This is a genomic window from Acinetobacter sp. ACZLY 512 (assembly GCF_023614015.1).
Classification (GTDB): domain Bacteria; phylum Pseudomonadota; class Gammaproteobacteria; order Pseudomonadales; family Moraxellaceae; genus Acinetobacter; species Acinetobacter soli.
In genome coordinates this window covers 116,370-141,202 of record NZ_JAKIVI010000001.1, presented here as the reverse complement: position 1 = coordinate 141,202, position 24,833 = coordinate 116,370, and the positions used below count along the sequence as shown (strand labels likewise).

General features: G+C 41.3%; 22 protein-coding genes. 13 read left to right on the top strand and 9 right to left on the bottom strand.

Features of this window, described 5'->3' with window-relative positions:
* Window positions 1-38: 38 nt before the first annotated feature.
* A complete protein-coding gene (locus L2096_RS00710) occupies window positions 39-251 on the bottom strand; it encodes a heavy-metal-associated domain-containing protein (RefSeq protein ID WP_025095475.1) in 213 nt (70 codons plus the stop codon).
* 7 nt (window positions 252-258) lie between these two features.
* Entirely contained in the window at window positions 259-2,652 is a 2,394-nt protein-coding gene (locus L2096_RS00705; RefSeq protein ID WP_250364693.1) for a heavy metal translocating P-type ATPase, read from the bottom strand.
* A gap of 65 nt (window positions 2,653-2,717) precedes the next feature.
* Between L2096_RS00705 and L2096_RS00700 the strand changes: the two genes are divergently transcribed.
* From L2096_RS00700 to L2096_RS00685, 4 genes are all read left to right on the top strand, one after another.
* Window positions 2,718-3,104 carry a metal-sensitive transcriptional regulator gene (locus tag L2096_RS00700; protein ID WP_151808341.1) on the top strand — a complete coding sequence of 129 codons (387 nt, stop codon included), beginning with the start codon at window positions 2,718-2,720 and terminating at the stop codon, window positions 3,102-3,104.
* 92 nt (window positions 3,105-3,196) lie between these two features.
* On the top strand, window positions 3,197-3,556 hold the full coding sequence (locus L2096_RS00695; RefSeq protein ID WP_004938825.1) for a hypothetical protein: 360 nt from the start codon (window positions 3,197-3,199) through the stop codon (window positions 3,554-3,556).
* 579 nt (window positions 3,557-4,135) lie between these two features.
* Window positions 4,136-6,775: a bifunctional aconitate hydratase 2/2-methylisocitrate dehydratase gene (locus L2096_RS00690; protein WP_076032164.1), complete on the top strand. Its 2,640-nt coding sequence runs from the start codon at window positions 4,136-4,138 to the stop codon at window positions 6,773-6,775.
* 71 nt (window positions 6,776-6,846) lie between these two features.
* Window positions 6,847-9,009 (top strand): AAA family ATPase, encoded by a 2,163-nt coding sequence (locus tag L2096_RS00685; RefSeq protein ID WP_250364692.1) that lies wholly within the window; start codon window positions 6,847-6,849, stop codon window positions 9,007-9,009.
* Between the two features lie 142 nt (window positions 9,010-9,151).
* Here L2096_RS00685 and L2096_RS00680 read toward each other — a convergent pair whose 3' ends face one another.
* Window positions 9,152-9,637, bottom strand: coding sequence for an Lrp/AsnC family transcriptional regulator (locus tag L2096_RS00680; RefSeq protein ID WP_151868182.1), 486 nt, complete (start codon window positions 9,635-9,637; stop codon window positions 9,152-9,154).
* A gap of 273 nt (window positions 9,638-9,910) precedes the next feature.
* Window positions 9,911-10,840, bottom strand: coding sequence for a ribokinase (gene rbsK, locus L2096_RS00675; protein ID WP_004938810.1), 930 nt, complete (start codon window positions 10,838-10,840; stop codon window positions 9,911-9,913).
* A gap of 266 nt (window positions 10,841-11,106) precedes the next feature.
* Here rbsK and L2096_RS00670 point away from each other — a divergent pair, with 266 nt between their 5' ends.
* The 4 genes from L2096_RS00670 to L2096_RS00655 all read left to right on the top strand — a co-directional run bounded on the left by L2096_RS00670 (window position 11,107) and on the right by L2096_RS00655 (window position 15,376).
* Window positions 11,107-11,454 (top strand): hypothetical protein, encoded by a 348-nt coding sequence (locus L2096_RS00670; protein WP_004938807.1) that lies wholly within the window; start codon window positions 11,107-11,109, stop codon window positions 11,452-11,454.
* A 673-nt stretch (window positions 11,455-12,127) separates the two neighbouring features.
* Entirely contained in the window at window positions 12,128-13,378 is a 1,251-nt protein-coding gene (locus L2096_RS00665) for a NupC/NupG family nucleoside CNT transporter (protein WP_004938801.1), read from the top strand.
* 124 nt (window positions 13,379-13,502) lie between these two features.
* Window positions 13,503-14,354 (top strand): 2OG-Fe(II) oxygenase family protein, encoded by an 852-nt coding sequence (locus L2096_RS00660; protein WP_151868183.1) that lies wholly within the window; start codon window positions 13,503-13,505, stop codon window positions 14,352-14,354.
* 74 nt (window positions 14,355-14,428) lie between these two features.
* The gene (locus L2096_RS00655; RefSeq protein WP_055414807.1) at window positions 14,429-15,376 is read left to right on the top strand and encodes a nucleoside hydrolase; all 948 of its coding nucleotides are present in this window, start codon (window positions 14,429-14,431) and stop codon (window positions 15,374-15,376) included.
* A 31-nt stretch (window positions 15,377-15,407) separates the two neighbouring features.
* Here L2096_RS00655 and L2096_RS00650 read toward each other — a convergent pair whose 3' ends face one another.
* Complete coding sequence (locus tag L2096_RS00650; protein ID WP_004938790.1) at window positions 15,408-16,613, bottom strand: MFS transporter; 1,206 nt, start codon at window positions 16,611-16,613, stop codon at window positions 15,408-15,410.
* Between the two features lie 423 nt (window positions 16,614-17,036).
* On the opposite strand from L2096_RS00650, the gene L2096_RS00645 reads away from it, so the two are divergent.
* On the top strand, window positions 17,037-17,957 hold the full coding sequence (locus tag L2096_RS00645; RefSeq protein WP_004938788.1) for a LysR family transcriptional regulator: 921 nt from the start codon (window positions 17,037-17,039) through the stop codon (window positions 17,955-17,957).
* 115 nt (window positions 17,958-18,072) lie between these two features.
* Here the strand turns inward: L2096_RS00645 and L2096_RS00640 are convergent, their stop codons facing one another.
* The gene (locus tag L2096_RS00640; protein WP_004948191.1) at window positions 18,073-18,525 is read right to left on the bottom strand and encodes a DUF441 domain-containing protein; all 453 of its coding nucleotides are present in this window, start codon (window positions 18,523-18,525) and stop codon (window positions 18,073-18,075) included.
* A gap of 203 nt (window positions 18,526-18,728) precedes the next feature.
* On the opposite strand from L2096_RS00640, the gene L2096_RS00635 reads away from it, so the two are divergent.
* The gene (locus L2096_RS00635; RefSeq protein ID WP_004938780.1) at window positions 18,729-19,433 is read left to right on the top strand and encodes a pseudouridine synthase; all 705 of its coding nucleotides are present in this window, start codon (window positions 18,729-18,731) and stop codon (window positions 19,431-19,433) included.
* Here L2096_RS00635 and L2096_RS00630 read toward each other — a convergent pair.
* The 3 genes from L2096_RS00630 to L2096_RS00620 form a co-directional block, all read right to left on the bottom strand.
* Entirely contained in the window at window positions 19,426-19,869 is a 444-nt protein-coding gene (locus L2096_RS00630; protein WP_004938777.1) for a GNAT family N-acetyltransferase, read from the bottom strand. The two genes, L2096_RS00635 and L2096_RS00630, sit on opposite strands and share 8 nt — an antisense overlap.
* A 93-nt stretch (window positions 19,870-19,962) precedes the next feature.
* Complete coding sequence (locus L2096_RS00625; protein ID WP_025095482.1) at window positions 19,963-20,292, bottom strand: type II toxin-antitoxin system RelB/DinJ family antitoxin; 330 nt, start codon at window positions 20,290-20,292, stop codon at window positions 19,963-19,965.
* Between the two features lie 74 nt (window positions 20,293-20,366).
* Window positions 20,367-21,320, bottom strand: a complete 954-nt coding sequence (locus L2096_RS00620) for a pseudouridine synthase (RefSeq protein ID WP_104124053.1) — start codon at window positions 21,318-21,320, stop codon at window positions 20,367-20,369.
* Window positions 21,321-21,441: 121 nt separating this feature from the next.
* Here L2096_RS00620 and tsaE point away from each other — a divergent pair, with 121 nt between their 5' ends.
* From tsaE to miaA, 3 genes are read left to right on the top strand one after another with little or no spacing between them, the layout of a single operon-like run.
* Complete coding sequence (gene tsaE, locus L2096_RS00615; RefSeq protein WP_076033545.1) at window positions 21,442-21,909, top strand: tRNA (adenosine(37)-N6)-threonylcarbamoyltransferase complex ATPase subunit type 1 TsaE; 468 nt, start codon at window positions 21,442-21,444, stop codon at window positions 21,907-21,909.
* A 1-nt stretch (window position 21,910) separates the two neighbouring features.
* Window positions 21,911-23,875: a DNA mismatch repair endonuclease MutL gene (mutL, locus tag L2096_RS00610; RefSeq protein WP_250364691.1), complete on the top strand. Its 1,965-nt coding sequence runs from the start codon at window positions 21,911-21,913 to the stop codon at window positions 23,873-23,875.
* A 6-nt stretch (window positions 23,876-23,881) separates the two neighbouring features.
* Window positions 23,882-24,826: a tRNA (adenosine(37)-N6)-dimethylallyltransferase MiaA gene (gene miaA / locus L2096_RS00605; protein WP_250364690.1), complete on the top strand. Its 945-nt coding sequence runs from the start codon at window positions 23,882-23,884 to the stop codon at window positions 24,824-24,826.
* Window positions 24,827-24,833 lie beyond the last annotated feature (7 nt).

Genomic DNA, 24,833 nt, shown 5'->3' with positions numbered 1-24,833 from the left:
GGCAATCCAATGGATTGCCCTTTTTTATTGAGATGCATTTAGCTCACCACATCAAAACCCAAGTCTTCTATTGTACTTACAAGGGTATCTCGATTGAGTTCTTGTGCAGCATCGCTATACACCTTAACTTCAGCCGAAGCGAGATCGACCTCAACATTTTGAACGTGCTCAAGTGCAGAGAGAGCAGACTTGATCTTACTTGAACATCCACCACAGGACATTCCTTCAACATGAAAAATATAATGCGACATGATCACTTCACTCCGAAGAAAAAGGGCGTGGTTTCCAGCGACGTAAAAGCAGAGAATTCGATAATACCGAAACCGAACTGAGAGCCATCGCAGCGCCTGCCAGCACTGGATTTAGTAAACCCAGTGCTGCCAGAGGAATACCAAGCGAGTTGTAAATAAAGGCAAAGAAAAGATTCTGTTTAACCTTAGATAAGGTGGCTTGCGACAAGTCAATTGCGTGAATCAAGCCGCTGAGTTGATTGCGCATCAGCACCACATCGGCCGCTTCAATTGCAATCTCTGAACCTGCACCAATTGCAAAAGCAACATCTGCTGTAGCAAGTGCTGGTGCGTCATTAATTCCGTCACCAACCATTGCAATCCATTTATCTGGTTGCTTCAAACGCTCGATTTCACTGAGTTTATCTTGAGGTAAAACGCCTGCGATATAATGTTGAATCTCAAGTTGCTCAGCAACCACTTGTGCAACACGTGCGGTATCACCAGTCAGCATAATGACGTCAATACCACGGGCCTTCAGTGCGGCAATTGTTGATTTTGCATCTGGACGAATTGAATCGTGTAATCCGACATACCCCTGAATCTGGCCGTTTATGGCAAGACCAATTACAGTTTGCCCTTGCGCTTCAAATTTTTCGATCAATGCTTGATCAAGCTGAACATCATGATGAGCTAGTAAGCGAGGCGATCCGAGTAGAACACGCTGTGAATCAAGTTCAGCTTGGATACCATGACCCGGTAAAATTTTAATATTTTGCACAGGATTTGATTCGATATTCAGCTGCTGGGCATGATCAACCAATGCGCGAGCAATTGGATGTTCGGAATGGCTTTCAAGCGCGCTGATAACTGACCAAAACACTTTGGCTGTAATAGACGCTTGTATGGTGGTGCTGGCGACCACTGGCGTACCTTGCGTGAGTGTACCTGTTTTATCGAGCACGAGCGTGGTGATGCGCTGAGCATGCTCAAGTGCCTGTGCATTACGGAATAAGATACCTGATTGCGCCCCGCGCCCTGTCCCCACCATAATCGCTGTGGGTGTTGCGAGTCCGAGTGCGCAAGGGCAGGCAATCACCAAAACAGCAACTGCACTGATCAGACTGGCTGTAAATGTATCTGTAAACCACCATGTAAAGCCAAAGGTGAGTACACTGATAGTAAGAACAGCAGGAACAAAAATTGAAGAAATTTGATCGGCAAGGCGCTGGATTTCTGCTTTGGAACCTTGAGCCTGCTCCACCATGTGCACAATTCGGGCAATCATGGTGTGTTGACCAATACCAGTGGCACGAACTTTCAGTACGCCATGGTGGTTTACTGTTCCTGCAAAAAGCGAATCATCGGGCTGCTTGGAAACCGGCATGCTTTCACCCGTGAGCATTGCTTCATTTACTTCAGAATTGCCCTCAATAATTATTCCATCTACCGGAATGCTTTCTCCAGCACGAACAATAAAAATATCATTAAGCGCAAGCTGATCGACATCCACATCAATAATTTGACCATTGATCTCTTGATGTGCCTGTTTTGGCTGTAAATTTAACAGCTGCTCAATGGCTGCTCCAGTTTTGGCTTTGGCACGTGCTTCAAGTAATTTACCTAATAACACAAGGGTAATAATACTGGCACTGGCTTCGAAATAGACATGCTCTGATAAGTTGAAAAATAAAACAACACTACTAAACAAATACGCGGCACTGGTACCTAAAACCACCAATACATCCATATTGGCAGAACCGCCTCGTACTGCATTCAAGGCATGCTTATAAAAAAAACGACCACACCAAAACTGTACGGGAGTAGCCAGTAGCCACTGTATACCTCGCGGAATAATTTCATGGTAGCCCAGCATCATCGCCAGCATTTCAATGAATAACGGAAGAGTAAATAATGCAGCAGTTAAAAATAGCCATTTTTGTTGTTTAAACTGGGCAGATCGATTGGCACTTTCGATGTCAACATCTGTCTTTTTTTGCTGAGCTGAAAATCCTGCTTTCTCAATGGTCGAGATAATCTCTTGTGGCGTAATCAAGCCCTCTACATAACGCACGGATGCCGTTTCGGTGGCAAAATTAACCTGAGCATCCAATATTGGCTGGCGTTTGAGAACTTTCTCGATACGTTGACTGCAAGCCGTACAACTCATGCCCTCAATCTTTAATTCAAGCGTGTTTTCATGAAGGGCAAAACCCGCCTTTTGAATCCCCTGAATCACGTCTTCTATCGAACTGGCGCTGCCTTGCAAACGTACTTGTGCACGCTCATTAGCGAAGCTGACCTCGGCGTGAACATCTGGTAAGCGATTCAGGACTTTTTCAATCCGCATGGCACAAGCTGTACACGACATACCGTGAACAGGAAGATTAAAGTGACGCACTTGATGTGTATGTACTGACATTTTAATTTCCTGTAAAATAAAATCAATAATACCCCAATGGGGTATATTTGTGAAGGACTCTCAATATGTCAAAACCTCAATCCGGCACCTCGAAGCACAACACATCAGAGGCTGATTCAAGTACTCATCCTTCAGCTTGTATGCAATGTGAGACATCTGAAACTCAAACTGGCCAAAGTCCGAAGCAGGTGATTCAACCGCATAAAAAAGCATTGCTGAATCGATTGAGTCGAGTACAGGGGCAAGTCAATGGCGTCAGCCAAATGATTGAAAATGATCGTTATTGTGTCGATATCATCACTCAAATTTCTGCCATCCGATCTGCGCTTGACGCAGTGTCTAGGCAATTACTTGACGATCACGTTAAAGGCTGTGTGCGCCGTGCGGTGTTAGATGACAATACAGACGAGGTCATGGATGAGCTTTTAACGCTCATTAAAAAAATGCGCTAGAAAATTGATCGTATCGCTATGAAAACCTTAACCAAGTTCTAGTTGGGAAAATAACTAAATTTCAGTATCATGATTTGCAAAGGAGAGCGTTCATGAAAAAATTTCTACCGTTGACTGTCTTGGTTGCACTGGTTGGCTGTGGCGAAAAAAAACCACTTACCCCTGAAGAACAGTGGCATGGCTACTGTACCAGCATGGGCAATGCGGCGCGTTCAATTTTGCTCGATCGTCAAAATGGCATTCAGAAAACACAAGCCGTTGAACATGCCAATAAAATTGAAGAGCCGTTCACCAAAACTTTTATTTTAAGTATTGTTGAACAGGTGTATGCACTGCCACAACAGCAAGTGACGGATAAGCCAGATGCAATCCGTGAGCAGATCCGAACTGAAGTGACGCAAAAATGTTTGGTAACTCCACACGATAAAGTGCCAAATTACAAGCAGTTCTAATTTTAAGAGATAAGCTTAATTACTTTATAAAATAATGCCATATGATTGATTCGCCCATGTTGGCGAATCGTCTTTGAATAAAATCAAGCAACCACATGATCGATTGGAATTCTGATTAATTCAGATCACTGGGCCTGACAATTCTACAGTTTAAAACAATTTTGATTATTGCATCATATCTAACACGGCTTTCCTCATATTTGACATTGTGTTTGCTAAAAATTCACTCTTTTTATTGGCACACTCGTGTAGATAAATAGATGATTTCTTTTAAAGGATCTGCAAGGTGGATATCGCATTTCATGATTAAATCATGCATGATGCATCTGCATTTTGATGAATGCAAAAGGGAGCAAAAAATCAGGAAGCAATTGCAAGAACTACAGGTATTTTGAATGGTTTTTAGCGCTGTTTAGGGTGTACTACTATTTCGCTATAAAATAACGAGAATCACGGAGAAATACGGTCCTTGCATTAACTTTTCACTTGATTTTTAGTAAAATTTTGCTGTCCATATTACTTGTGAAGCTTTAATAAGCAGGAATTCACAAGTAAATTTTTAAAAAGAGGAATAACACTGTGCTAGAAGCTTACCGCCAACACGTTGAAGAGCGTGCCGCACTCGGTGTACCACCGAAGCCACTTGATGATGCTCAAACTGCTGACTTAGTCGAATTACTTAAAAACCCGCCAGCAGGTGAAGAAGCATTCCTCGTCGACTTGCTTGAAAATCGCGTTCCAGCAGGTGTCGACCAAGCGGCATATGTTAAAGCTGCTTTCTTGGCAGCCTTGGCAAAAGGCGAAGCGACCTCTCCACTCGTTTCGAAAGAACGTGCAGTGTATTTACTTGGCACCATGCTTGGTGGTTACAACGTTGCACCATTGGTTGAGCTACTGGATGATGCCCAACTCGGTGCTTTAGCAGCAGATGCACTGAAAAAAACACTTCTTGTATTTGATGCATTCCATGATGTGGCAGACAAAGCAAAAGCGGGTAACACTAACGCGAAAGCAGTTTTGCAGTCTTGGGCAGATGCTGAGTGGTTTACCAGCCGCAAAGACGTACCAGAAGAAATCAAATTAACCGTATTTAAAGTGACGGGTGAAACCAACACTGACGACTTGTCTCCAGCGCAAGATGCTTGGAGCCGTCCGGATATCCCATTACACGCAAATGCAATGTTGAAAAACGAGCGTGATGGCATCAACCCTGAAAAACAAGGTGAAATTGGTCCACTAAGCCAAATTAAAGAACTTATTGCGAAAGGCAATCAAGTTGCTTATGTTGGTGATGTTGTGGGTACAGGTTCATCTCGTAAATCTGCAACAAACTCTGTGCTTTGGTTCTTCGGTGACGAAATCGCGCACATTCCAAACAAGAAAGACGGTGGTTACTGCTTAGGTTCTAAAATTGCGCCGATTTTCTTCAACACTATGGAAGATGCTGGTGCGTTACCTGTAGAGATTGATGTTGCCAACATGAACATGGGCGACGAAATCGTTCTTAAGATTGACCACGCAGCAGCGAAAGTCACTGCGTTCAAAAACGGCGAGCAAATTGCTGAATCTGAACTTAAAACGCCAGTACTTCTAGACGAAGTACGTGCGGGTGGTCGTATTAACTTGATCGTAGGTCGTGGTTTAACTGCGAAAGCGCGTGAAGCTTTAGGTCTTGAGCCATCTACATTATTCCGTACGCCAGTACAACCTGCTGCAACAGGCAAAGGTTTTACTTTGGCTCAGAAAATGGTGGGTCGCGCTTGTGGTCTTCCAGAAGGTCAAGGCGTTATTCCGGGTACTTACTGTGAACCTAAGATGACGACAGTTGGTTCTCAAGATACCACTGGTCCAATGACACGTGACGAGTTAAAAGATTTGGCTTGCTTGGGCTTCTCTGCTGACTTGGTTATGCAATCGTTCTGTCACACTGCTGCTTATCCAAAGCCAGTCGACGTACAAATGCAACATACATTGCCAGACTTCATCATGAACCGTGGTGGTGTGTCGCTTCGTCCAGGTGACGGTATTATCCACTCTTGGTTAAACCGTATGTTGCTTCCAGATACAGTCGGTACTGGTGGTGACTCACATACACGTTTCCCAATTGGTATTTCGTTCCCAGCAGGTTCTGGCCTTGTTGCGTTCGCGGCAGCGACTGGTGTTATGCCACTCGATATGCCTGAATCTGTACTTGTGAAGTTTAAAGGTAAAATGCAGCCTGGTATCACGCTACGTGACCTTGTACATGCAATTCCTTACTACGCAATCAAAGAAGGCGATTTGACTGTCGAGAAGAAAGGTAAGAAGAACATCTTCTCTGGTCGTATCTTAGAAATCGACTTGTCGGAAATGGAAACTGACTTGACCGTTGAGCAAGCATTTGAATTGTCTGATGCGTCTGCTGAACGTTCGGCAGCGGGTTGTGCAATCACGCTTTCTGAAGAGAAAGTGGCTGAATACTTGCGTTCAAACATTACCATGTTGAAGTGGATGATTTCACAAGGCTATGGAGATGCACGTACAATGGCGCGCCGTGTTGAAAACATGGAAAAATGGTTAGAAAACCCAAGCCTACTTAAAGCCGATGCGGATGCTGAATACACCAAAGTGTATGAAATTGATCTTGCAGACATCAAAGAGCCGATTCTTTGCTGCCCGAACGACCCAGACGATGCGAAACTTCTTTCTGACGTTCAAGGCGACAAAATTGATGAAGTGTTCATCGGCTCTTGTATGACCAACATTGGTCACTTCCGTGCAGCGGGTCAGTTGCTTGAGAAAGTACCAAGTGGTTCATTAACAACTCGTTTATGGTTGGCACCACCAACACGTATGGACGAACACCAGTTAATGGAAGAAGGTTTTTACAATACTTATGGTCGTGCTGGTGCGCGTACTGAAATGCCGGGTTGCTCATTATGTATGGGTAACCAAGCACGTGTTGCACCAAATACTACAGTTGTATCGACTTCTACACGTAACTTCCCGAACCGTTTGGGTCAAGGCTCTAACGTATACTTGGCATCTGCCGAGCTTGCATCTGTTGCTGCTGTACTTGGTAAATTACCAACGCCAGAAGAGTACCAACAATATGCAGCACAAATCGACAGCATGTCTGCCGATATCTACAAGTATTTGAATTTCGACCAAATGGGCGAATATACTAATGCTGCTGATCAAGTAGATACTAAGAAAATTGCTGCGGCTCAGTTGACTTAATAATTTGATTATTAGGAATAAATGAGTAAAGATAAGGGTCGAGTAATCGGCCCTTATATTTGAGTATAAAAATGAATAGAATTTTAAATGTAAAATTAGAAAACTGTTTTGGTATAGGTAAATTAGAGAAAGAGTTTAAATTCACACCTAAAGAAAGAGCTCAATTAATATATGCGCCAAATGGTACAATGAAGTCATCATTTGCTAATGTTTTTGAATATTTATCTAAAGATCAAAGTAGTCAAATCAAAGATAGAATTTTTTCTGAAAAAGCAACGATATGTGACATCAAATTTAATAATCAAAATCTCAATAAAGATATGATTTTAGTTATTAATGCTGAGACAAAAATATCTGAAAATTCTATAACGAAATTTATAGCGAAAGCAGAATTAAAGAGCCGATATGATGAAATATTTGCAGAATTATCAGGTGAAAAAGCTAAATTTATAGTAGCATTGAGAAAGCAATCAAGAAGTACAGATTGTGAGCATGAGTTAGAAGCTGTATTCAGGCATGGTGAAAATTTTTTTGAATATTTATTGAGAATAGAAAGCCAATTGTCAGATAAACATGAAAGTTATAATTTTAAATATAATGATATTTTTGATAAGGGTAATAAAGTAAAAAAATTTTTAGAGTCTAATGTGAATTTATTAGATGAATATTTAAGCCGCTATACTGATTTATTAAGCAAGTCTAAGTTTTTTAGTAAATCAAATAATTCTTTTGGAACAACTCAGGCTACCAATTTACTAGATTCATTAAGTGATAATTCTTTTTTTGAGGCTGGACATAAAATTAGTATAAATGCAAAAGATTTTATTAATTCAAAAGATGAACTTGAGAGTCTGATACAGGCTGAAAAAGATCAAATTTTAAATGATAAACAGTTATTAAGTAGCTTTGATAAAGTAGATAAAGCATTAGCGAAAAACGCAGAGTTAAAAAGTTTTAAAAAATTGTTAGAGTCGAACTCAAGTTTGCTTATAGAGCTAATAGACTTTGAAAACTTTAGACAAAAAATATGGTTGAGTCATATCTCTGTAATTAAATCTGAGGCAGATCAAATTTTAAGTATTTATAAAGATCGAAAAAATGAGTTACAACAAATAATTAATAGTGCGAATGATGAAGTTGAAAAATGGAAAGGAACGATAGAGCTATTCAATTCAAGATTTTATGTTCCTTTTACTATAAAGCTAGAAAATCAATCTGATGTAATACTTAAAAGTGATATTCCTAAGTTGAAGTTTGTATATAGAGATAGAGAAGTTCCTGAAAATAATGAAGATGTTCTATTGAATGTGTTGAGTAGAGGAGAAAGCCGAGCATATTATATTCTTAGATTTTTGTTTGAGATTGAGTCTAGGTTGAGTTCAAATGAAGATTTGCTTATGATTTTTGATGATGTTGCAGATTCATTTGATTATAAAAATAAATATGCAATTATAGAATATATTAAAGATTTGCTGGAGAGACCTAATGTAAATGCCATAATTTTGACACATAATTTTGATTTTTACAGAACGGTAGCTAAAAGGCTATTTTTAAAGAAATCTAGTCATATTGCAACCAAATGTAGTCAAGGTATTGTGGAGGTTAAACAGGGGGAATATTTTGAAGATGTCTTTAAAAGTATATTTGTAAAAAATTATCATATAAGAAAGAATTTTATTGGGGTCATTCCATTTGTTAGAAATTTATTTGAATATCTTAATAAAGATGATGAATATATTTTTCTTACAAATTGTTTACATATTAAAAGTAATACTTTGAATTTGACAGTGCAAGAGGTTCATAATGTTCTAATTCGTGCAATTCCTGAGAAAACAAATATTACGTTAGAATTTGCCGATCAAAAAATCATTAATCTAATTTTTAATGAAGCTGATTCACTGAAGGTTGGATTAAATGAGCATTCATCAGATTTAGAGGATAAGCTACTTATAGCAATTGCCTGTCGATTAAAAGCTGAAATTTATATGATTTCACAATTAACCGATGATGAAAAAAAAGAGTTAAATCAGATTTATGAGAATCAAACACAGAATTTATATCAGAAATGTAAAGGTAAACAAATTGATGTTAATACTCTTAAAGTTTTGAATAGAGTGAATTTAATGACACCCGAACACATTCATATTAATTCTTTTATGTTCGAGCCATTAGTTGATATGTCTATGAATCATCTTATTGACTTATATGAAGAACTAAAAGCTTTAAGAGCCTAATTACTCAGTAAATATAATAAAAAGCCCCGCATATTAGCGGGGCTAGTCGTATACGAATCGAGTCGTATACTGTATGAGGCTCATCTCAAACTGCGCGTATTAAATCATATTTAGCTGTCAGTTGCATCAATTATCTTCAACATTATTCAATCAGCATAAAATCTGCGGTATGCGCCAATTTTAATGGACGTAGTGCAAAAGTCGAACGTGTATGCCGAATGCCTTTAATGGAATAAAGTTTCTTTCTTAAAAACCGCTCATAGTGTTCTGAATCCTTCACCGCAACTTTTACAAGATAATCATATTCTCCTGTAACCAAATGCGCCTCAATCACTTCTGGAATTTCTGCAAGTGCTTCGCTAAAGTTTTCGAGCATTTCATCGTCATGCCGTTCGAGTGTAATTTCAATAAAAAATAATTCATTAATTCCAATGGCTCTGGGATTAATGTTAGCAGTATAACCATCGATAATTTTAAGTGATTCAAGCCGCTTTAGTCGTGTCCAGCAGGGTGAGGATGATAAACCGACCTCTTCAGAGAGTTGTGCAATCGTAAGTCGGCCATTACCACGAAGGGCAGATAAAATTTTCCGATCTGTACGGTCTAATGTGTATTCTGTGCTGTTCAAAATTTAAACCAAAGAAAATTATGCTGTATATTTTCAATATACATAAATTTTATGCTGTTAAAACTAAAAAAAATTGAATATTCGGTAAAATTTTTGAGAGCGTTCAAGTTAAGATGTTTTTATTCAATCAAAGTCATATGGGTAGTGATTTTGATGTGTAGCGAGTCTATTGAAAAGAAGGGTGCTTTTCAATAGGCTTACTTCACGCGCTGAAATACTAAAATAAGCATAAAAAAACGCAGAAATATCTGCGTTTTTTTATGCAAAATACATTTATCGAGATGCCAAAAAGTCATCAATTTCTTGACGCCATGGCACAGACGGCTGGGCACCAGATCGGGTAACGGCAATTGCGGCGGCTGCATTGGCAAAGCGTGCAGCGTCTTGTGCGGTTTTTCCTTCAAGAAGTGCCGTCACAAATGCACCGTTAAAGGTATCGCCTGCGGCAATGGTATCGATTGCATTTACTTTAAACCCTTCAATCAGTTTGCCCTGACCGTATTCACTCAGCCAAACACCACGAGAGCCCATAGTAATGACTACAGTTTTAATGCCTTTTTGATGCAACACATTTGCCGCTTCGGCAGCGTCGTGATCATCATGCACAATCACATTAGTAAGGCTCAAAGCTTCAGTTTCGTTGGGCGTAATAATATCGACCAAACGTAGTAATTCTTCTGGCAACTCACAAGCTGGCGCCGGATTTAAAATCACTTTTACGCCAGCAGCTTTGGCAAGCTTTGCAGCGTGCAAGATAGTCGCCAACGGTGTTTCAAGCTGTAAAAGAATTGCGCTTGAGCGTTGAATTAGCTCTGCATGCTGATCGATATAAGCAATATCGAGCGCAGCATTGGCACCGGCATGAATACCAATAAAATTCTCTGCATGCTGATTAACAAAAATCAGTGCGACACCTGTGGTGAAACCTTCAACGGCACGTACTGCCTGAGTATCAATGTGGTCTTTGATGAGCTGGTGACGAATTTGTTCGCCCACGGCATCGCCACCTACACAGGCAATAAAACTGGTATTGGCGCCACTTCGGCCTGCTGCTACTGCCTGATTTGCACCTTTGCCACCAAACGCGACTTGATACTCCTGACCATTCAGGGTTTGTCCCGGATGAGGGAAGTGTTCAAGAGAAAGGATATGGTCAACATTGATGCTGCCAATTACAGTAAGCAAAGGACGGGTTGAACTCATTAGAAACTCTAAATTAAAAAAGCGGCGTATTATGCCTTTAATTTTAAGCGATGTATAATTTAACAAACAAGCGCTTAAAAAAAGTGGCCCATATTGCTGATTAGTTATTCAGCTTTTTTAAGCAAAGTAACAAAAATTAATAATGTTATCGTATTGTGAGAATGATATGCATAAGGAGGTGTTTTAAGACTAATTTAAGATAGAAATCCTAAAACGAATGAGTGGCATACAAACAATGATATTCTAGACTGTTGAAGGAGTCAGAGATGAATCTGCATTATACTCATAAGCCGAACTACTATTTCTTTGCACACAAACTTGTTTTGTTCCTAGAAAACTACATCAAGCATCATCCAAATCATGTGCAAGAAACCTTCAACCTAAATACGATTTATGATCTCTTTGATCATGACTTCGCTTCGAGCAGTACCAACTTAGAAGGTATTCTCAATATCGTGGACGAATACGTGATTGAAACCAATAATGGAAACGAACCATTGGTGAAATCTTACCATATCAGCCATGACAACCATATTTTAACTATCGATTTTAACAGTAACGCAATTGCGCATCTGGCACAGGGTAAAGTGATTACCTATCCAAAGGCGGCATAACAAATGAATTCTCCATAAAACAAGCACATTTCGTGCTTGTTTTTTTTTGAATCTCATTGCTGTATTTCACTAAGTTCATAAAATTAAATGTATTAAAACGATTCAATACGCACTGTTTTTTTACCGTTAGTTCAAAAAAGGCAACGTCTTAGACCATCACTGGTATTCATAAGCAGAATTTTGTAATGCTATAAATTTTTATTATGAGTTTGATATAATTAAGTCACGATTATAAAAAGAAAAAAATAAAAAAATGCGATACTGCTTTTTAATTTGATCAAAATTGATCGGGCAGTCTAAAAAAAACATTCGAAATCTCTGCAAAATTTTGTTAAATTTACCGCCCGATAAATAGCCCAATTAAATATTTGTTTAAAAACAAATGCTTATTTTTAGGCTTTTTGCATTATTTGCCCCTTGTATAAAGCTGGCAAAATCATGATTGGTAAGATAATTTTCAGATTCATGCTGTTTTTTGAGATGGCATGATCTTTGTATTGTCTCCAATTCCTCATTTTACAAATCAGTGATTATGAAGCATCACTGAATGGCGCGATAAGGTAATTCGAGTACAGGGCGATCAGTAACGACATCTTGGTTTGTTTATACAGCAGGTACAACGATGTTGACATGAGTTGCTGGAATGGGGTGTGCTCAGGTTACGGAGATGAAAATGTTTGAATATCGTGGATTGATCGGTATTTTTATTCTTTTGTTGATTGGATATATTTTTTCCAATAACCGAAGCATGATTAAAGTGAGAACGATTTTACCGGCTTTGGGCTTGCAGTTCCTGCTTGGAATTATCATTTTGTATGTTCCATTAGGAAAATACATTTTTGAACAGCTTGCCAATGGCGTAAACCATGTGATTGGTTATGCAGATTCAGGTAGCGCTTTCTTGTTCGGTGCCTTGGTCGGCGATCAGATGAACACGGTATTTAATGGCGCAGGTTTTATCTTTGCACTGAAAGTACTGCCAACCATTATTTTTGTTACTGCCCTGATTTCGATTTTGTATTATTTAAAAATCATGACGGTATTTATTAAAGTACTGGGTGGTTTGTTTCAAAAAGCGCTGGGTATCAGTAAGGTTGAGTCCTTTGCTGCTGTGACGACCATCTTTATTGGTCAAAACGAATTGCCAGCCGCGTTGCGTCCATTTTTGTTACGTATGAATAAAAATGAACTGTTTACCGTCATGTGTAGTGGTATGGCTGCTGTTTCTGGTTCGGTATTGGTTGGCTATGCCGGATTAGGCGTACCCATGGAATACTTATTGGCGGCTTCGCTGATGGCGATTCCTGGCGGTATTCTGTTTGCACGTTTATTGAGTCCAGCCACTGAGCCTTCAACTGTTGAAGTATCGGATCTAGAATTTGGCGAACAACGTCCATCCAATATCATTGAGGCCGCTGCGAATGGCGCCATGATGGGGCTTAAAATTGCAGCAGGTGTCGGAACCGTGATTATGGTTTTTGTTGGCCTGCTAAGTCTGGTGAACGGTATCTTCGGTTTCGTGGGTGGATGGTTTGGCTATTCAGGCTTGAGTCTAGATGCCATTTTTGGTTATGTCCTTTCTCCTTTAGCTTATGTGATGGGCGTAGACTGGAATGAAGCGCAGTTAGCAGGTTCTTTGCTTGGGCAAAAGCTGGTCATCAATGAGTTTGTTGCTTACCTAAACTTAGCGCCGCATCTGGCAGATCAGACCATTTCGGCACATACCGCAGCCATCATTTCTTTTGGGTTGTGTGGTTTTGCCAACTTCAGCTCGATTGGTGTAGTACTCGGTGCTTTTGGTATGGTAGAACCAAAACTGACGCCCGTATTATCTAAGCTTGCCATCCGTGCGTTGTTGGCCGCGACTTTGTCAAACTTGATGAGCGCGACAATTGCCGGTATTTGTCTAGGCTTTGCACTCTAATTGCGTTGTCGCAGATAGTTTTAATGCATTCAGTTTTGACCAAATACTGACAAAAATAGCCGTATTTCATTCTATAAATACGGCTTATTTTTTGCTTCCATAAACACAATAACATGGAGTTCTTATGCACATTGCAACCATTGATTATACGCATCCCGAAGCAGGGGCGGCATTTGCACAGTCGTTACGTGAAACTGGTTTTGCCGTGATTATCAATCATCCGCTGGACTGGTCATTAATCCAGTCGATCTACACCGAGTGGCTGACATTTTTTAAATCTGAGTATAAAAACAATTACCGTGTTCGCCCCGAACAAAAAGGCGGATTTTTTCCAACCGACTTATCCGAAACAGCCAAAGGTGAAACGGTCAAAGATTTAAAAGAATTTTTTCATATTTTCCCTTCTGGTGTATTTCCCTCCGAATTATCAGCGCTGAGTTTAAATTATTATCAACAAGCATTCGGCTTGGCTAAACATCTTTTACAATGGATTCAAGAATTTACACCCGAGCATATTCGCGCTGCCTATAGTGAGCCGTTACCCAGTATGATTGAGGGCGCGGAGGGTTTATTACGCGTATTACGTTATACACCTGTAGTGACAGATCAAGATTATGTTCGTGCTGCTGCGCATGAAGATATTAATCTCATTACCATTTTGCCTGCTGCGACAGCACCGGGGCTTCAGGTAAAAAATGCAGCAGGTGAGTGGTACGATGTGCCTGTCGAGCCGAATTCACTGGTTATTAATATTGGCGATATGCTTCAAGAAGCGTCCCAGTTCTTTTACCCGTCGACCACCCATCGTGTGGTGAAATTCAAAGATCAAGATGCACAGCAAGAACGAATTTCGATGCCATTCTTTTTACAACCACGCGGTGATGTGGTGCTCTCGTCACGCTATACCGCCGGTGAATATCATGCAGAACGAATGCGCGAACTCAAAGTAATCCAAGATGGCAAAATTTTGCTATAACGTTTAGATCGATTTATATATTGCGTTTAGGCTTGAGCACGAGTTCAGGCTGTTTTTAAAAAAAAGGTAGTGGAATGACTAATACACCTCGTCAAATTATTATTGATACAGATCCAGGGCAAGACGATGCAGTTGCGATCTTACTGGCGCTGGCCAGCCCGGAACTTGATGTTTTGGCAATTACGACAGTTGCTGGAAATGTACCTTTAAGTTTGACCAGCGTAAATGCCAGAAAAGTGTGTGAATTGGCTGGTCGTCCAGACATTCCTGTATTTGCAGGATGTGATCGTCCGCTCAAACGTCCATTAATTACTGCAGAAAATGTGCATGGCAAAACGGGTTTAGATGGAATTGAATTACCTGAACCCAAAATGCCGCTTCGTCCTGAGCATTCAGTCGACTTTCTAATTGAAACCTTTCGCCGTGCACCAGAAAAATCGATTACGATTTGCTCGTTAGGCCCAATGACCAACACGGCTCAGGCACTGCTCAAAGCCCCTGATATCGCCACGCGTATTGAGCGAATTGTCCTCATGGGTGGTGGTTTCTTTGAAGGCGGAAATATTACACCATCAGCTGAATTTAATATGTTTGTCGATCCTGATGCAGCAAAAGTTGTGTTTGCAGCGGGCATTCCACTTACCGTCATTCCATTAGATGTGACTCATCAGGCATTAACCTCAAAAGCGTGGGTGGATGGTCTGCGTAAAATGAACAATAAGGTTGGACCGGCTGTTGCAGCATGGACTGACTTCTTTGAGCGTTACGATATGGAAAAATATGGCTCGGAAGGTGCGCCATTACATGATCCATGTGTGATTGGCTACATGATTAATCCAGCGTTATTTACAGGCCGTTGGATTAACGTTGAAATTGAAACAGATAGCCCGCTGACTGTGGGTGCAACGGTTGCCGATTGGTGGAATGTGACTGGGCGTAAGGCCAATGCCGAGTTTTTACGTAGCATTGACCGAGATGCCTTCTTTCAATTACTGTCAGAGCGACTGGCGACTTACGCGTAATTGAAGTTGTATCAGCTATGATTAAACCCGATCAGTGTACTGCTCGGGTTTTTTTCTCGACTGCAAAGGCAATCAATAAAATAATCAGCCCACCTAGGCTGAGTACAAATCCTACCCAGATCGGTGCAATCCAGCCCATATTATGGCTCAATACCCAACCACCCAAATAGGCACCTAGTGCATTGGCTATATTGAAGGCAGAGTGATTCAGCGATGCTGCCAAGCCTTGCGCATCTCCGGCTACATCCATCAGGCGCATTTGTAATCCACCACCCAAGCCCATCACTGTAATACCAATCATAAACAAGCCAGCAATGGCGGTGTATACGTTATGCATCATGAAGCTGGCAGCAATAAAAGCCAGTGACGCACTGATGAGAACGCCAATAATGGTTCTATTGAGATTTTTATCGGCCAGCCAACCTGCCACCAAGCCGCCAATCACCATACCGATGCCCCAGATTGCCAAGGCAATCGGCACAATCTGAATACTGACTTTGGTATATTCAGTCAAAATTGGCGATACATAGCTATATACCGAAAACATGCCGCCAAAGCCAATTGCACCAACTGCAAGGGTCAGCCACATGTTGATATTTTTTAAACCGGATAGCTCACTTCGTATACTGGCCGTGCTACGGACTTGTATTTGAGGTACAAAAACTGCAACAGACACTAAGGTAACAAGGGCAATGAGCGCTGAAAATTCGAATCCTGAGCGCCAGCCAAACTGCTGGCCTACCCAAGTTGCCAGCGGTACGCCAAGTACGGTTGCAACGGTTAAGCCCATCATCATTTGCGCCACTGCAGATGCACGACGATTTGGCCCTGCCAGTTCTGCCGCCACTAAAGCGCCCACACCAAAGTAGGCGCCGTGCGGAAAGCCTGCGATAAATCGCGAGACTAAAATCATATCCGGTGTTTTTGCCAGTGCAGTCAGTGCATTTGCAATGCCGTAAAATAGCATCAGGCCAAGCAGTAAAGTTTTACGTGGTACACGTGCACCCAAAATTGCAATGACTGGTGCACCAATTACCACACCAAGTGCGTAAGCACTAATAAAATGACCCGCTTGTGGCACAGTAATCTGTAGATCAGACGCTATTTCCTGTATCAGACCCATCGCGACAAATTCAGTGGTTCCAATACAAAAACCCCCACTGGCTAAAGCGAGAATGACCCAGAATAATGAAAATTGTCGGGCTGATCGAACAGAAGTGTTCGGTTTTAAAGACATAATAAAAAGACAAAATGGGAGAAAAAACAGTGAAAATTATAATGGAAAAAGAACATAAAAGCGAAGCGAACTCGGGCAAGAGGCTAGTGCGAATATCAACTTAAATTTAAGCATGATGTGTTTGATTGACTTTATTGTGCGTGCAAATACGCTTGCTGAATTGAGGTCGGTTCAAGCCATCCATGATAAGATGAGTATTATTCATAATTCGGGTTTTTTATTGCCTTCGCGTTGTTCGATTTTGTTGCATTAAATAATGCTGGATGTATAAATCAAAATACATTTAAAATTAGCTGTTTAGAATTAAAGAATCATCATGGGCTGTTTGTCATCCAAACGGTTTCATTTCGATGAGATGCTGAGTCGGGAGCTAACGTTCACAAGATGTTTTCCCTTACGGTTGGTCATATATAGGTTATTTTCATGCTCGAAATTCGACATCTTAAAACTTTGTTAGCACTACGTGAGCATGGGTCATTGGTTGCTGCTGCAAATGATTTATGTTTGACACCATCTGCTATTTCTCATCAATTAAAAGAACTCGATCATTGGTATGGGGTCGAGGTGGTTAATCGGCGCAGTCGTCCAGTCACCTTTTCAAATGTTGGACAGCGTTTGCTGAAACTTGCAGATGATATTCTGCCGCAAATTCAGATTGCACAAAGTGATATCACCCGTATTGTGCATGGACAAACCGGTCGGATTATTTTTTCTTCTGAGTGTCATAGTTGTTTTGATTGGTTGATGCCATTACTGAATCAGTATCGCCAGCAATATCCTGATGTTGATCTGGATTTTGCCTCGGGCTTTGAAGCCAATCCACATGAGCTATTGCAAAATGCCGAATTTGATTTGCTCATTACCGCAGATCCGATTGCTCTCAAAGGGGTTGAGTATTTTCCTATTTTTGAATATGAGTCACGTTTGGTCTTGTCAAATACACACCATCTGGTGCGTGCTGAAAAAGTCACTGTGCAGGATTTAGCAGAGGAAACACTGATTACCTATCCGGTCGATAAGCATCGACTTGATATTATGGCGCATCTGTTTCTGCCTGCAAATATTCAACCTAAAGAAATCCGTACCACCGATCTGACTCAAATGCTGATTCAGTTGGTTGCAAGTGGTCGGGGTATTTCGGCACTACCAGACTGGGTGGTGAATGAGTACGAGCAAAAGGGCTGGGTGACGAGTCGACGTCTGGAATGTGTGGCAGAGCAAGGGTTGCGCCGTACCTTGTATGCAGGCTTTAGAACTGAGGAAAAAGAAAAAAGTTATTTTGAAGGGTTTTTAAAGCAGTTAGCTAAATTTTCGCAAAAACGCACCAATTATTATGCTGCCTAAATACTCAAGTGCTAGATAGAATTTATTGAATCATCATGGATTTTTGTATAAGGCCATGATGATTCAATATGTCATATATAGATGTATTTGCAGCAAGTTTTACTGCCAAGCCTTATTAATTCCACAACACTAATGAGAGTAATCCTGCCGCAATCAGTGGACCCACCGGAACGCCTCTTAGCAGCGCTACACCTGCAATGGTACCAATTAATAACCCTGCAATAATATCGGGCTGGCTACTCATGAGCTTGACGCCTCGACCGCCTAGCCATGCCACCAGTAAGCCGACGCCGATGGCGAGCAAAGATTTATAGCTAAAAAAGGACTTTAAAATACTTTCGCCACTCAGCTGACCGCTTGCAATTGGAGTCAGTACACCAATGGTCAAAATAATAATGCCAATGTTTAATCCATGTTGCTGTAAATAGGGGAAGAAAGTATTAAGCGGGGTGAGTTTAAATAAAATTAAAACGCCTACAGCAATGGTCACAGCTGTATTTTGGCTAAAAATTCCACAGGCTAGCAATACCAGTAATACAATTAAATTGACATCAAGCTGAGACAACATCATCAACATCTTTTTATGTAAGCGGGAGCTATAGTGTAGCGCGCTTTGATCATAAGATAAAAATAAACGCTTGATTTAAAAAAGCTGGTGTACTTAAAACAGACCTTAACGTCTGCATTTTGAGTGATAACCTCATTCAAGGCATTCACTTTTTTAGCTAATCCGTTAGACTATGCCGAAAATATATCAGGTAAATTTCGGCAATGCTTCTAGAAAAAATGTTGCAATCACAAGGCTTCGGTTCACGTAAACATTGCCAGCAGCTAATTAAAAATGGGCATGTGTCTATAGGAGAGGATACCGTTACCGATTTAAAGTTGCGCGTTCAGACCGAGCACTTGCAGTTCCGTGTATTTGGTGAATCGTATATCTATCGTGAAAAGGTGTATATCGCGCTCAATAAACCACAAGGTTTTGAATGTTCGCATCAACCTCAGCATCATCAGAGTGTATTCAGTTTGCTGCCAGATATTCTGATCGATCGTGGAATAGCAGCAGTTGGACGACTCGATCAAGATACCACTGGACTACTGCTGTTGACCGATGACGGGCAATTTCTGCATGCCTTAACCCATCCTAAAAAACATGTCCCTAAGGTATATCATGTACACACGGCAGATCCGATTACTGAAGTTCAGCTGAGTCAGCTTGAGCAAGGGGTGGAACTACGTAATGAAACAGGGCTTTTCGCTGCGACCGCGGTTCAACAGCTTGATGAATATCATTTAAGCTTGACGATTCATCAAGGGGTATATCATCAGGTCAAACGCATGATCGCTGCGGTTGGAAATAAAGTTGAATCGCTGCACCGTCAGCAAATCGGGCAGTTGGTTTTACCTGAATTAGCACAAGGGGATTGGATCTATTTGTCTGATGCACAGATTCATTTAGCCAGGCAGTCTACCTAAGAAAACAGTGATAGGTTTGAAATTCCTGATCCAGCACAAAACCCATTTTTTGATATAAACGCATTGATTCGATATTGTTTTTTTGGGTTTCCAACGAGATTCTGAGCGCATTTTCATGGCGTGCAAACAAAATGGCAGTATCGATGAGTTGCTTTGCAGAGCCTTGACGGCGATAAAGTGGCGTAACGTACACATCATCTAAAATATAATAGGTCGAGCAGGCGACAGATGAAAAGCCCAAATAAAGCAGAATAAAACCAGTAAAAACATCATTTTTGACATGAATAAAAATGACACTCTGTTTGTTTTCAAAGCGTTGTTTTAAAAAATCATAGGATTGCGTTAAGTTGGATGATGCGCCATAAAACTGACGGTATTCATCAAACAATACCGCGAGTTGATTTAAATCTTCTACAGTGGCTCGTCGAACGATCATGCGATTCTCCAGCTTTATTATTATGTGTCATAGAGAAGAAGCATAACCAAAATCAAATACGAAGAACGTTAAAACTTGTTTAAAACTGCAACATTATGGCGCTTGATCACTCTCACCGAGTAAGGCATTCAGCTCATCAAAAAGTGCTTCATGATCATCCATGAGTAGATCGCTATCGGCTTGATCATTTTCACGTGGCGTAACAGCGGCAGATTGCGACTTGATTTTACGCAATTTGAGGAGCTGCTCCATATCGATGTTTTGATTTTCAATTGCAAAGGGGATGGATTTGGTTAAAACCACCTGCTTGAAAAAAAGACGCACGGCTTGTGCCGGTGTAATCCCCAATTGTTTGAAAACAGCAAAGGCCTGCTTCTTTTCGTGTGAATCAAGTCGAACCTGATAAACTTCTGTTTTTCGCATGAATAAAAACCAAACGATTTTTTAATTTTTAATGGCTTATTCTAAAGCAAGAATTTGTAATTTCAATCTTAAAACTAAAAAATAGCGTGGTTGTCATTACGATCAAATGACAAAGAAAGTGACTGTCTTGAGCAAAAGTACATTTCAGTTTGTGTAATGGGGTCGACAAACTGTAATTCTTTTGCCAAAAGCTGTAAGGGGTTGGAAAAGTCATCGTCGGCTTTGTGTGCCAAAAATGGATAAAGCGGATCGTTCTGGATAGCAAGCCCCAAGTGAGCCAAATGCACACGAAGTTGATGCTGTTTTCCGGTTTTGGGGCTTAAACGATATTTTGCCCAATGATTTGAATACTCTAGGCATTCAATCCAGGTTTCACTATTTGGCTCGGCGTCTGGATTGACTTTCATGGTGTAAAACGGCTCACCTTTGCTCATGTTGAGTCGAACTGTGCGAGGAAACTGAAGCGTGTGATGATAAGGGGCGATGGCATGATAGGTTTTTTGCACATCGCGCGCTGCAAATAAAGATTGATACACACCGCGGGATTCAGGTTTTTTACAAAACATCACCACACCCGCCGTTTCACGATCAAGACGATGGATTGGAGTTAGATCGGGAGTTTGGCCACTTTGTTTTAAGCGAACCAGCAGTGTTTCTTGTACATACTTGCCGGTGGGTGTCATGGTTAAAAAATGTGGTTTATCGACCACCAGTAGATGTTCATTTTCAAATAAAATCTCATGCTGAAATGGCACTGCAACTTCATGCGATAAAAAACGATAATAAAAAATATGCTGGTTGGATAAATAGGGGCTAGCTACACTCAGCGTTTGGCCTTGAGCATCGATAATTAGTCCATCATCGAAGCGCTGTTGCCATTCTGAGGCTAATATATGAGGAAAATGCGCACACAGGTAAGCAAAAGTTGTTTCAGGTGGTTTGCCATGCATGGTGGGTAAAAATACTTTGCTGGCACTTACGCCTTGACGAGTAGGAGGGATAAATTCGTGTGCGGTCATGTTGGCCATTTTGGAGATATCGCTAGAGAGTCAGGCTGTTTGAAAAGCAAGCAGCTTTTTACTTGATCATAGGCTTTTAAACATTCAGGATGGTATTATACACAGTCCGATTGAATCATGTATGAGCGTAATGCAGTATTCCCTTCGTTTAACCCTAGCGGATGAACTCGACACACAAAAACTGGCAACAACACTCTCTGGTGTGATCCAAGAAGGTGTGGTGTATTTAATTGGCGATTTAGGCGCAGGCAAAACCACGTTTACTCGTCATTTTCTGCAAGCACTGGGTCATCAGGGGGCGGTAAAAAGTCCAACCTATACCTTGGTCGAGCCGTATCGTATCCAGCAAAAAGAGATATTTCATTTCGATTTGTATCGCCTTAACGATCCCTATGAGCTTGAATTAATGGGAATTCGGGATTATCTGGATGTTCCGCATGCTTTGTTTTTGTTTGAATGGCCATCGAAGGGAGAAAACGAGATTCCAGAGCCAGATATCATTATTCAAATTGAAAAATCTGAAGATGATCTTGAACGATATGTGACGATTGAATTGAATGATGCTCAGCAATACGCACAATTAAAGGACCTCATTTAACATGCTGCAAGAATCCCGCGATCTGCAACGTATTCATACTCTCGATCCTGCGCTGGCCAACCAGATTGCGGCAGGTGAAGTAATTGAGCGGCCTGCATCGGTTGTGAAGGAGTTGCTTGAAAATGCAATTGATGCAGGCGCAACCGAATTGATCATTCGCGTCGAGCAAGGTGGCGCTACGCTCATTGAAATCATCGACAACGGTCAGGGGATTCATAGTGACGATTTACCGCTGGCGGTAATGCGTCATGCCACAAGTAAGATCAAGACTTCCGACGATTTGCATGCCATCGTAAGTTTGGGATTTCGAGGCGAAGCCTTGGCATCGATTGCCGCCGTATCTCGCTTAACGCTAATGAGTAGTCAATCTGACGATGGCGTCGGGTATCAGGTTGAAGTCAATGGTACAGCCTTTGATCATCAAGCGATTCTACCTGTTGCGCTCAGAAAGGGCACACACATTCGTGTACAGGACTTATTTTTTAATGTTCCTGCGCGGCGTAAATTTTTAAAAAAAACCAGCACCGAATTTGGACATATCGAAGAAATTGTTAGACGTCTGGCACTGACACATTTTGATATTCGATTTATGTTAGAACACAACAATCAGGTTCGTTTGAATTTACCTGTAGCAGACAGCGGACAACTGCGTTTTCAGCGTGTTCAGCAACTGCTTGGGCATCAGTTTACTCAAAATGCCTATTGGCTCGATACGCAAAGTATTTCCATGCGATTGTCGGGCTGGTTGGGTCATCCCTCCGACGCGCGCCCACAGGCCGATTTGCAATATGTCTATGTGAATGGCCGTATAGTCAAAGATAAAACCATTTCACATGCACTGCGCATGGCTTACGATGGAATTTTGCATGGTCATCAGTATTCGGCTTATTTACTGTTTTTAGAGGTCGATCCAGAACAAATTGATGTCAATGTACATCCCACCAAGCATGAGATTCGCTTTTTAAACCAGCGTGAAGTGCATGAGTTTGTACGGCATTATGCCAAAGAAACACTCTCACAATTTCAGACCGCAGCGGCCGAGTTGTCTCAGGCCATGAAACCTGAACAATTGTCTATTGAGCGTATGCCGCAGCCGAGCTATCAAGAACAATTTAGTTTGCACCGCGCTGAAACAGCATCAACTCAAGCACTGCATGAGGCCGATCAAACACATGCGGCAACTACAGCCGTATCAACAGAGCTGTTAACCGAATTTAATGCCAGTCGGCCCAATTCTGTTGATTATTCGCGACGTCCACAACCTGTGAGTGATCCAGAGCGGCTCAACAATGCCCTTAAAAGTTATCTAGCTCCTTTGCGTGAGCAAACAGAAGCGGTAGAAAATACGGCAGAACGTCAAGCAGAGTCCGAAGTAGATGAGTTTCCGCTGGGAATTGCCATAGCACAATTGCACGGTATTTATATTCTGGCGCAAAATACCGAAGGCCTGATTATTGTTGATATGCATGCTGCACATGAGCGTATTTTATTACAACAGATGAAATCTGCTTGGGATAAGCCCGAGTTTTGGATTTCACAGCAATTGCTCATTCCTAAAGTGGTTTCAATTACACGTATGCAAGCGGCACGGATTGAAGATCTGAAAGATCAGCTGGCGCGATTGGGTCTGGATATTGATCAATATGGTGATGATCAAGCGATTGTGCGTGGAGTTCCGGCCATTTTGCATAAAGCTAATTTTGAGAAACTGATTCCTGAGCTTTTGCATGATCTGGATCCAAATGATCAGGCACAGGCGCTTATGCATAAGCGTGATGCCATTTTGGCTGGCATGGCATGTCACGGTGCAGTTCGTGCACATCGCATGCTGAGTCTGTCTGAAATGAATGCTTTGTTACGTCAAATGGAGCAGACAGAATTCGCCAGTCAGTGTAATCATGGCCGTCCAACATGGCGCGCCTTTCCACTTCATCAACTTGACAAGCTTTTTGCTCGAGGAGAATAGTTTTTCATGTCAACTTCTTTGCCCGTAATCAATTTGATGGGGCCGACCGCAAGCGGTAAAACAGCCTTGGCATGTGAACTGTATGAACAGGGTCAATTTGAACTGATTTCTGTAGATTCTGCATTGATTTATCAAGATATGGATATCGGTACAGCAAAGCCCACCAAAGAAGAGCAGGCACAATATCCGCATCATTTAATTGATATTATTACGCCGCTAGAAGTGTATTCTGCTGCGCAATTTGTCGATGATGCCACGCGCTTGATCGACCAGTGCCACCAGCAAGGCAAAACTCCTATTTTAGTTGGTGGAACCATGCTGTACTTCAAGGCCTTACTTGAAGGACTGTCAAGCAATCTTCCAAGTGCAAATGCTGATATTCGGGCAGAAATTGAACAGCAGGCTGCACTTGAAGGGTGGGAAGCTGTGCATGAACAATTGCGCAAAGTGGATCCGATCGCAGGTGAAAAGTTTAATGTATCTGATCGCCAGCGTATTATTCGCGCGCTAGAAGTCTATCGCTTGACTGGTATACCGATTACGCAATTACAAATGGAGCAACCGAAAAATTTACCATATCGTTACACATTTCATAACTATGCTTTGCTGCCAGATCGGGTAGAATTACATCAGCGAATTGAGCAAAGATTGTTCAAAATGTGGGATATCGGTTTTTTAAATGAGGTGGAAGCTTTAATTAAAAAATACGATTTGAATGAAAATTTACCTTCAATGCGGTCTGTCGGGTATCGTCAAGCACTCGATTTTCTGTTAAAAAGTGATAAAAGTCACATAAATAGGAGGGAAATGGAAGATAAGGCATTATTCGCGACACGACAACTTGCGAAACGTCAATACACTTGGTTACGTTCGTTGCAAGAAAAGCACTATTTTAAAACTTATTTAACTATAAAGCAGGCTCAACAAGACTTGCGAAACTCTTATGGATAAAGCAAAA

Bases quoted from the DNA above. Each gene is read 5' to 3' on its own strand.
- L2096_RS00635 (WP_004938780.1), top strand. From the start codon at position 18,729: ATGCTTCTAGAAAAAATGTTGCAATCACAAGGCTTCGGTTCACGTAAA.
- L2096_RS00645 (WP_004938788.1), top strand. From the start codon at position 17,037: ATGCTCGAAATTCGACATCTTAAAACTTTGTTAGCACTACGTGAGCAT.
- L2096_RS00620 (WP_104124053.1), bottom strand. From the start codon at position 21,320: ATGGCCAACATGACCGCACACGAATTTATCCCTCCTACTCGTCAAGGC.
- L2096_RS00685 (WP_250364692.1), top strand. From the start codon at position 6,847: ATGAATAGAATTTTAAATGTAAAATTAGAAAACTGTTTTGGTATAGGT.
- L2096_RS00655 (WP_055414807.1), top strand. From the start codon at position 14,429: ATGACTAATACACCTCGTCAAATTATTATTGATACAGATCCAGGGCAA.
- L2096_RS00670 (WP_004938807.1), top strand. From the start codon at position 11,107: ATGAATCTGCATTATACTCATAAGCCGAACTACTATTTCTTTGCACAC.
- L2096_RS00695 (WP_004938825.1), top strand. From the start codon at position 3,197: ATGAAAAAATTTCTACCGTTGACTGTCTTGGTTGCACTGGTTGGCTGT.
- L2096_RS00630 (WP_004938777.1), bottom strand. From the start codon at position 19,869: ATGATCGTTCGACGAGCCACTGTAGAAGATTTAAATCAACTCGCGGTA.
- L2096_RS00660 (WP_151868183.1), top strand. From the start codon at position 13,503: ATGCACATTGCAACCATTGATTATACGCATCCCGAAGCAGGGGCGGCA.
- rbsK (WP_004938810.1), bottom strand. From the start codon at position 10,840: ATGAGTTCAACCCGTCCTTTGCTTACTGTAATTGGCAGCATCAATGTT.
- L2096_RS00640 (WP_004948191.1), bottom strand. From the start codon at position 18,525: ATGTTGTCTCAGCTTGATGTCAATTTAATTGTATTACTGGTATTGCTA.
- L2096_RS00705 (WP_250364693.1), bottom strand. From the start codon at position 2,652: ATGTCAGTACATACACATCAAGTGCGTCACTTTAATCTTCCTGTTCAC.
- L2096_RS00625 (WP_025095482.1), bottom strand. From the start codon at position 20,292: ATGCGAAAAACAGAAGTTTATCAGGTTCGACTTGATTCACACGAAAAG.
- L2096_RS00650 (WP_004938790.1), bottom strand. From the start codon at position 16,613: ATGTCTTTAAAACCGAACACTTCTGTTCGATCAGCCCGACAATTTTCA.
- L2096_RS00665 (WP_004938801.1), top strand. From the start codon at position 12,128: ATGTTTGAATATCGTGGATTGATCGGTATTTTTATTCTTTTGTTGATT.
- tsaE (WP_076033545.1), top strand. From the start codon at position 21,442: ATGCAGTATTCCCTTCGTTTAACCCTAGCGGATGAACTCGACACACAA.
- L2096_RS00710 (WP_025095475.1), bottom strand. From the start codon at position 251: ATGTCGCATTATATTTTTCATGTTGAAGGAATGTCCTGTGGTGGATGT.
- mutL (WP_250364691.1), top strand. From the start codon at position 21,911: ATGCTGCAAGAATCCCGCGATCTGCAACGTATTCATACTCTCGATCCT.
- L2096_RS00700 (WP_151808341.1), top strand. From the start codon at position 2,718: ATGTCAAAACCTCAATCCGGCACCTCGAAGCACAACACATCAGAGGCT.
- miaA (WP_250364690.1), top strand. From the start codon at position 23,882: ATGTCAACTTCTTTGCCCGTAATCAATTTGATGGGGCCGACCGCAAGC.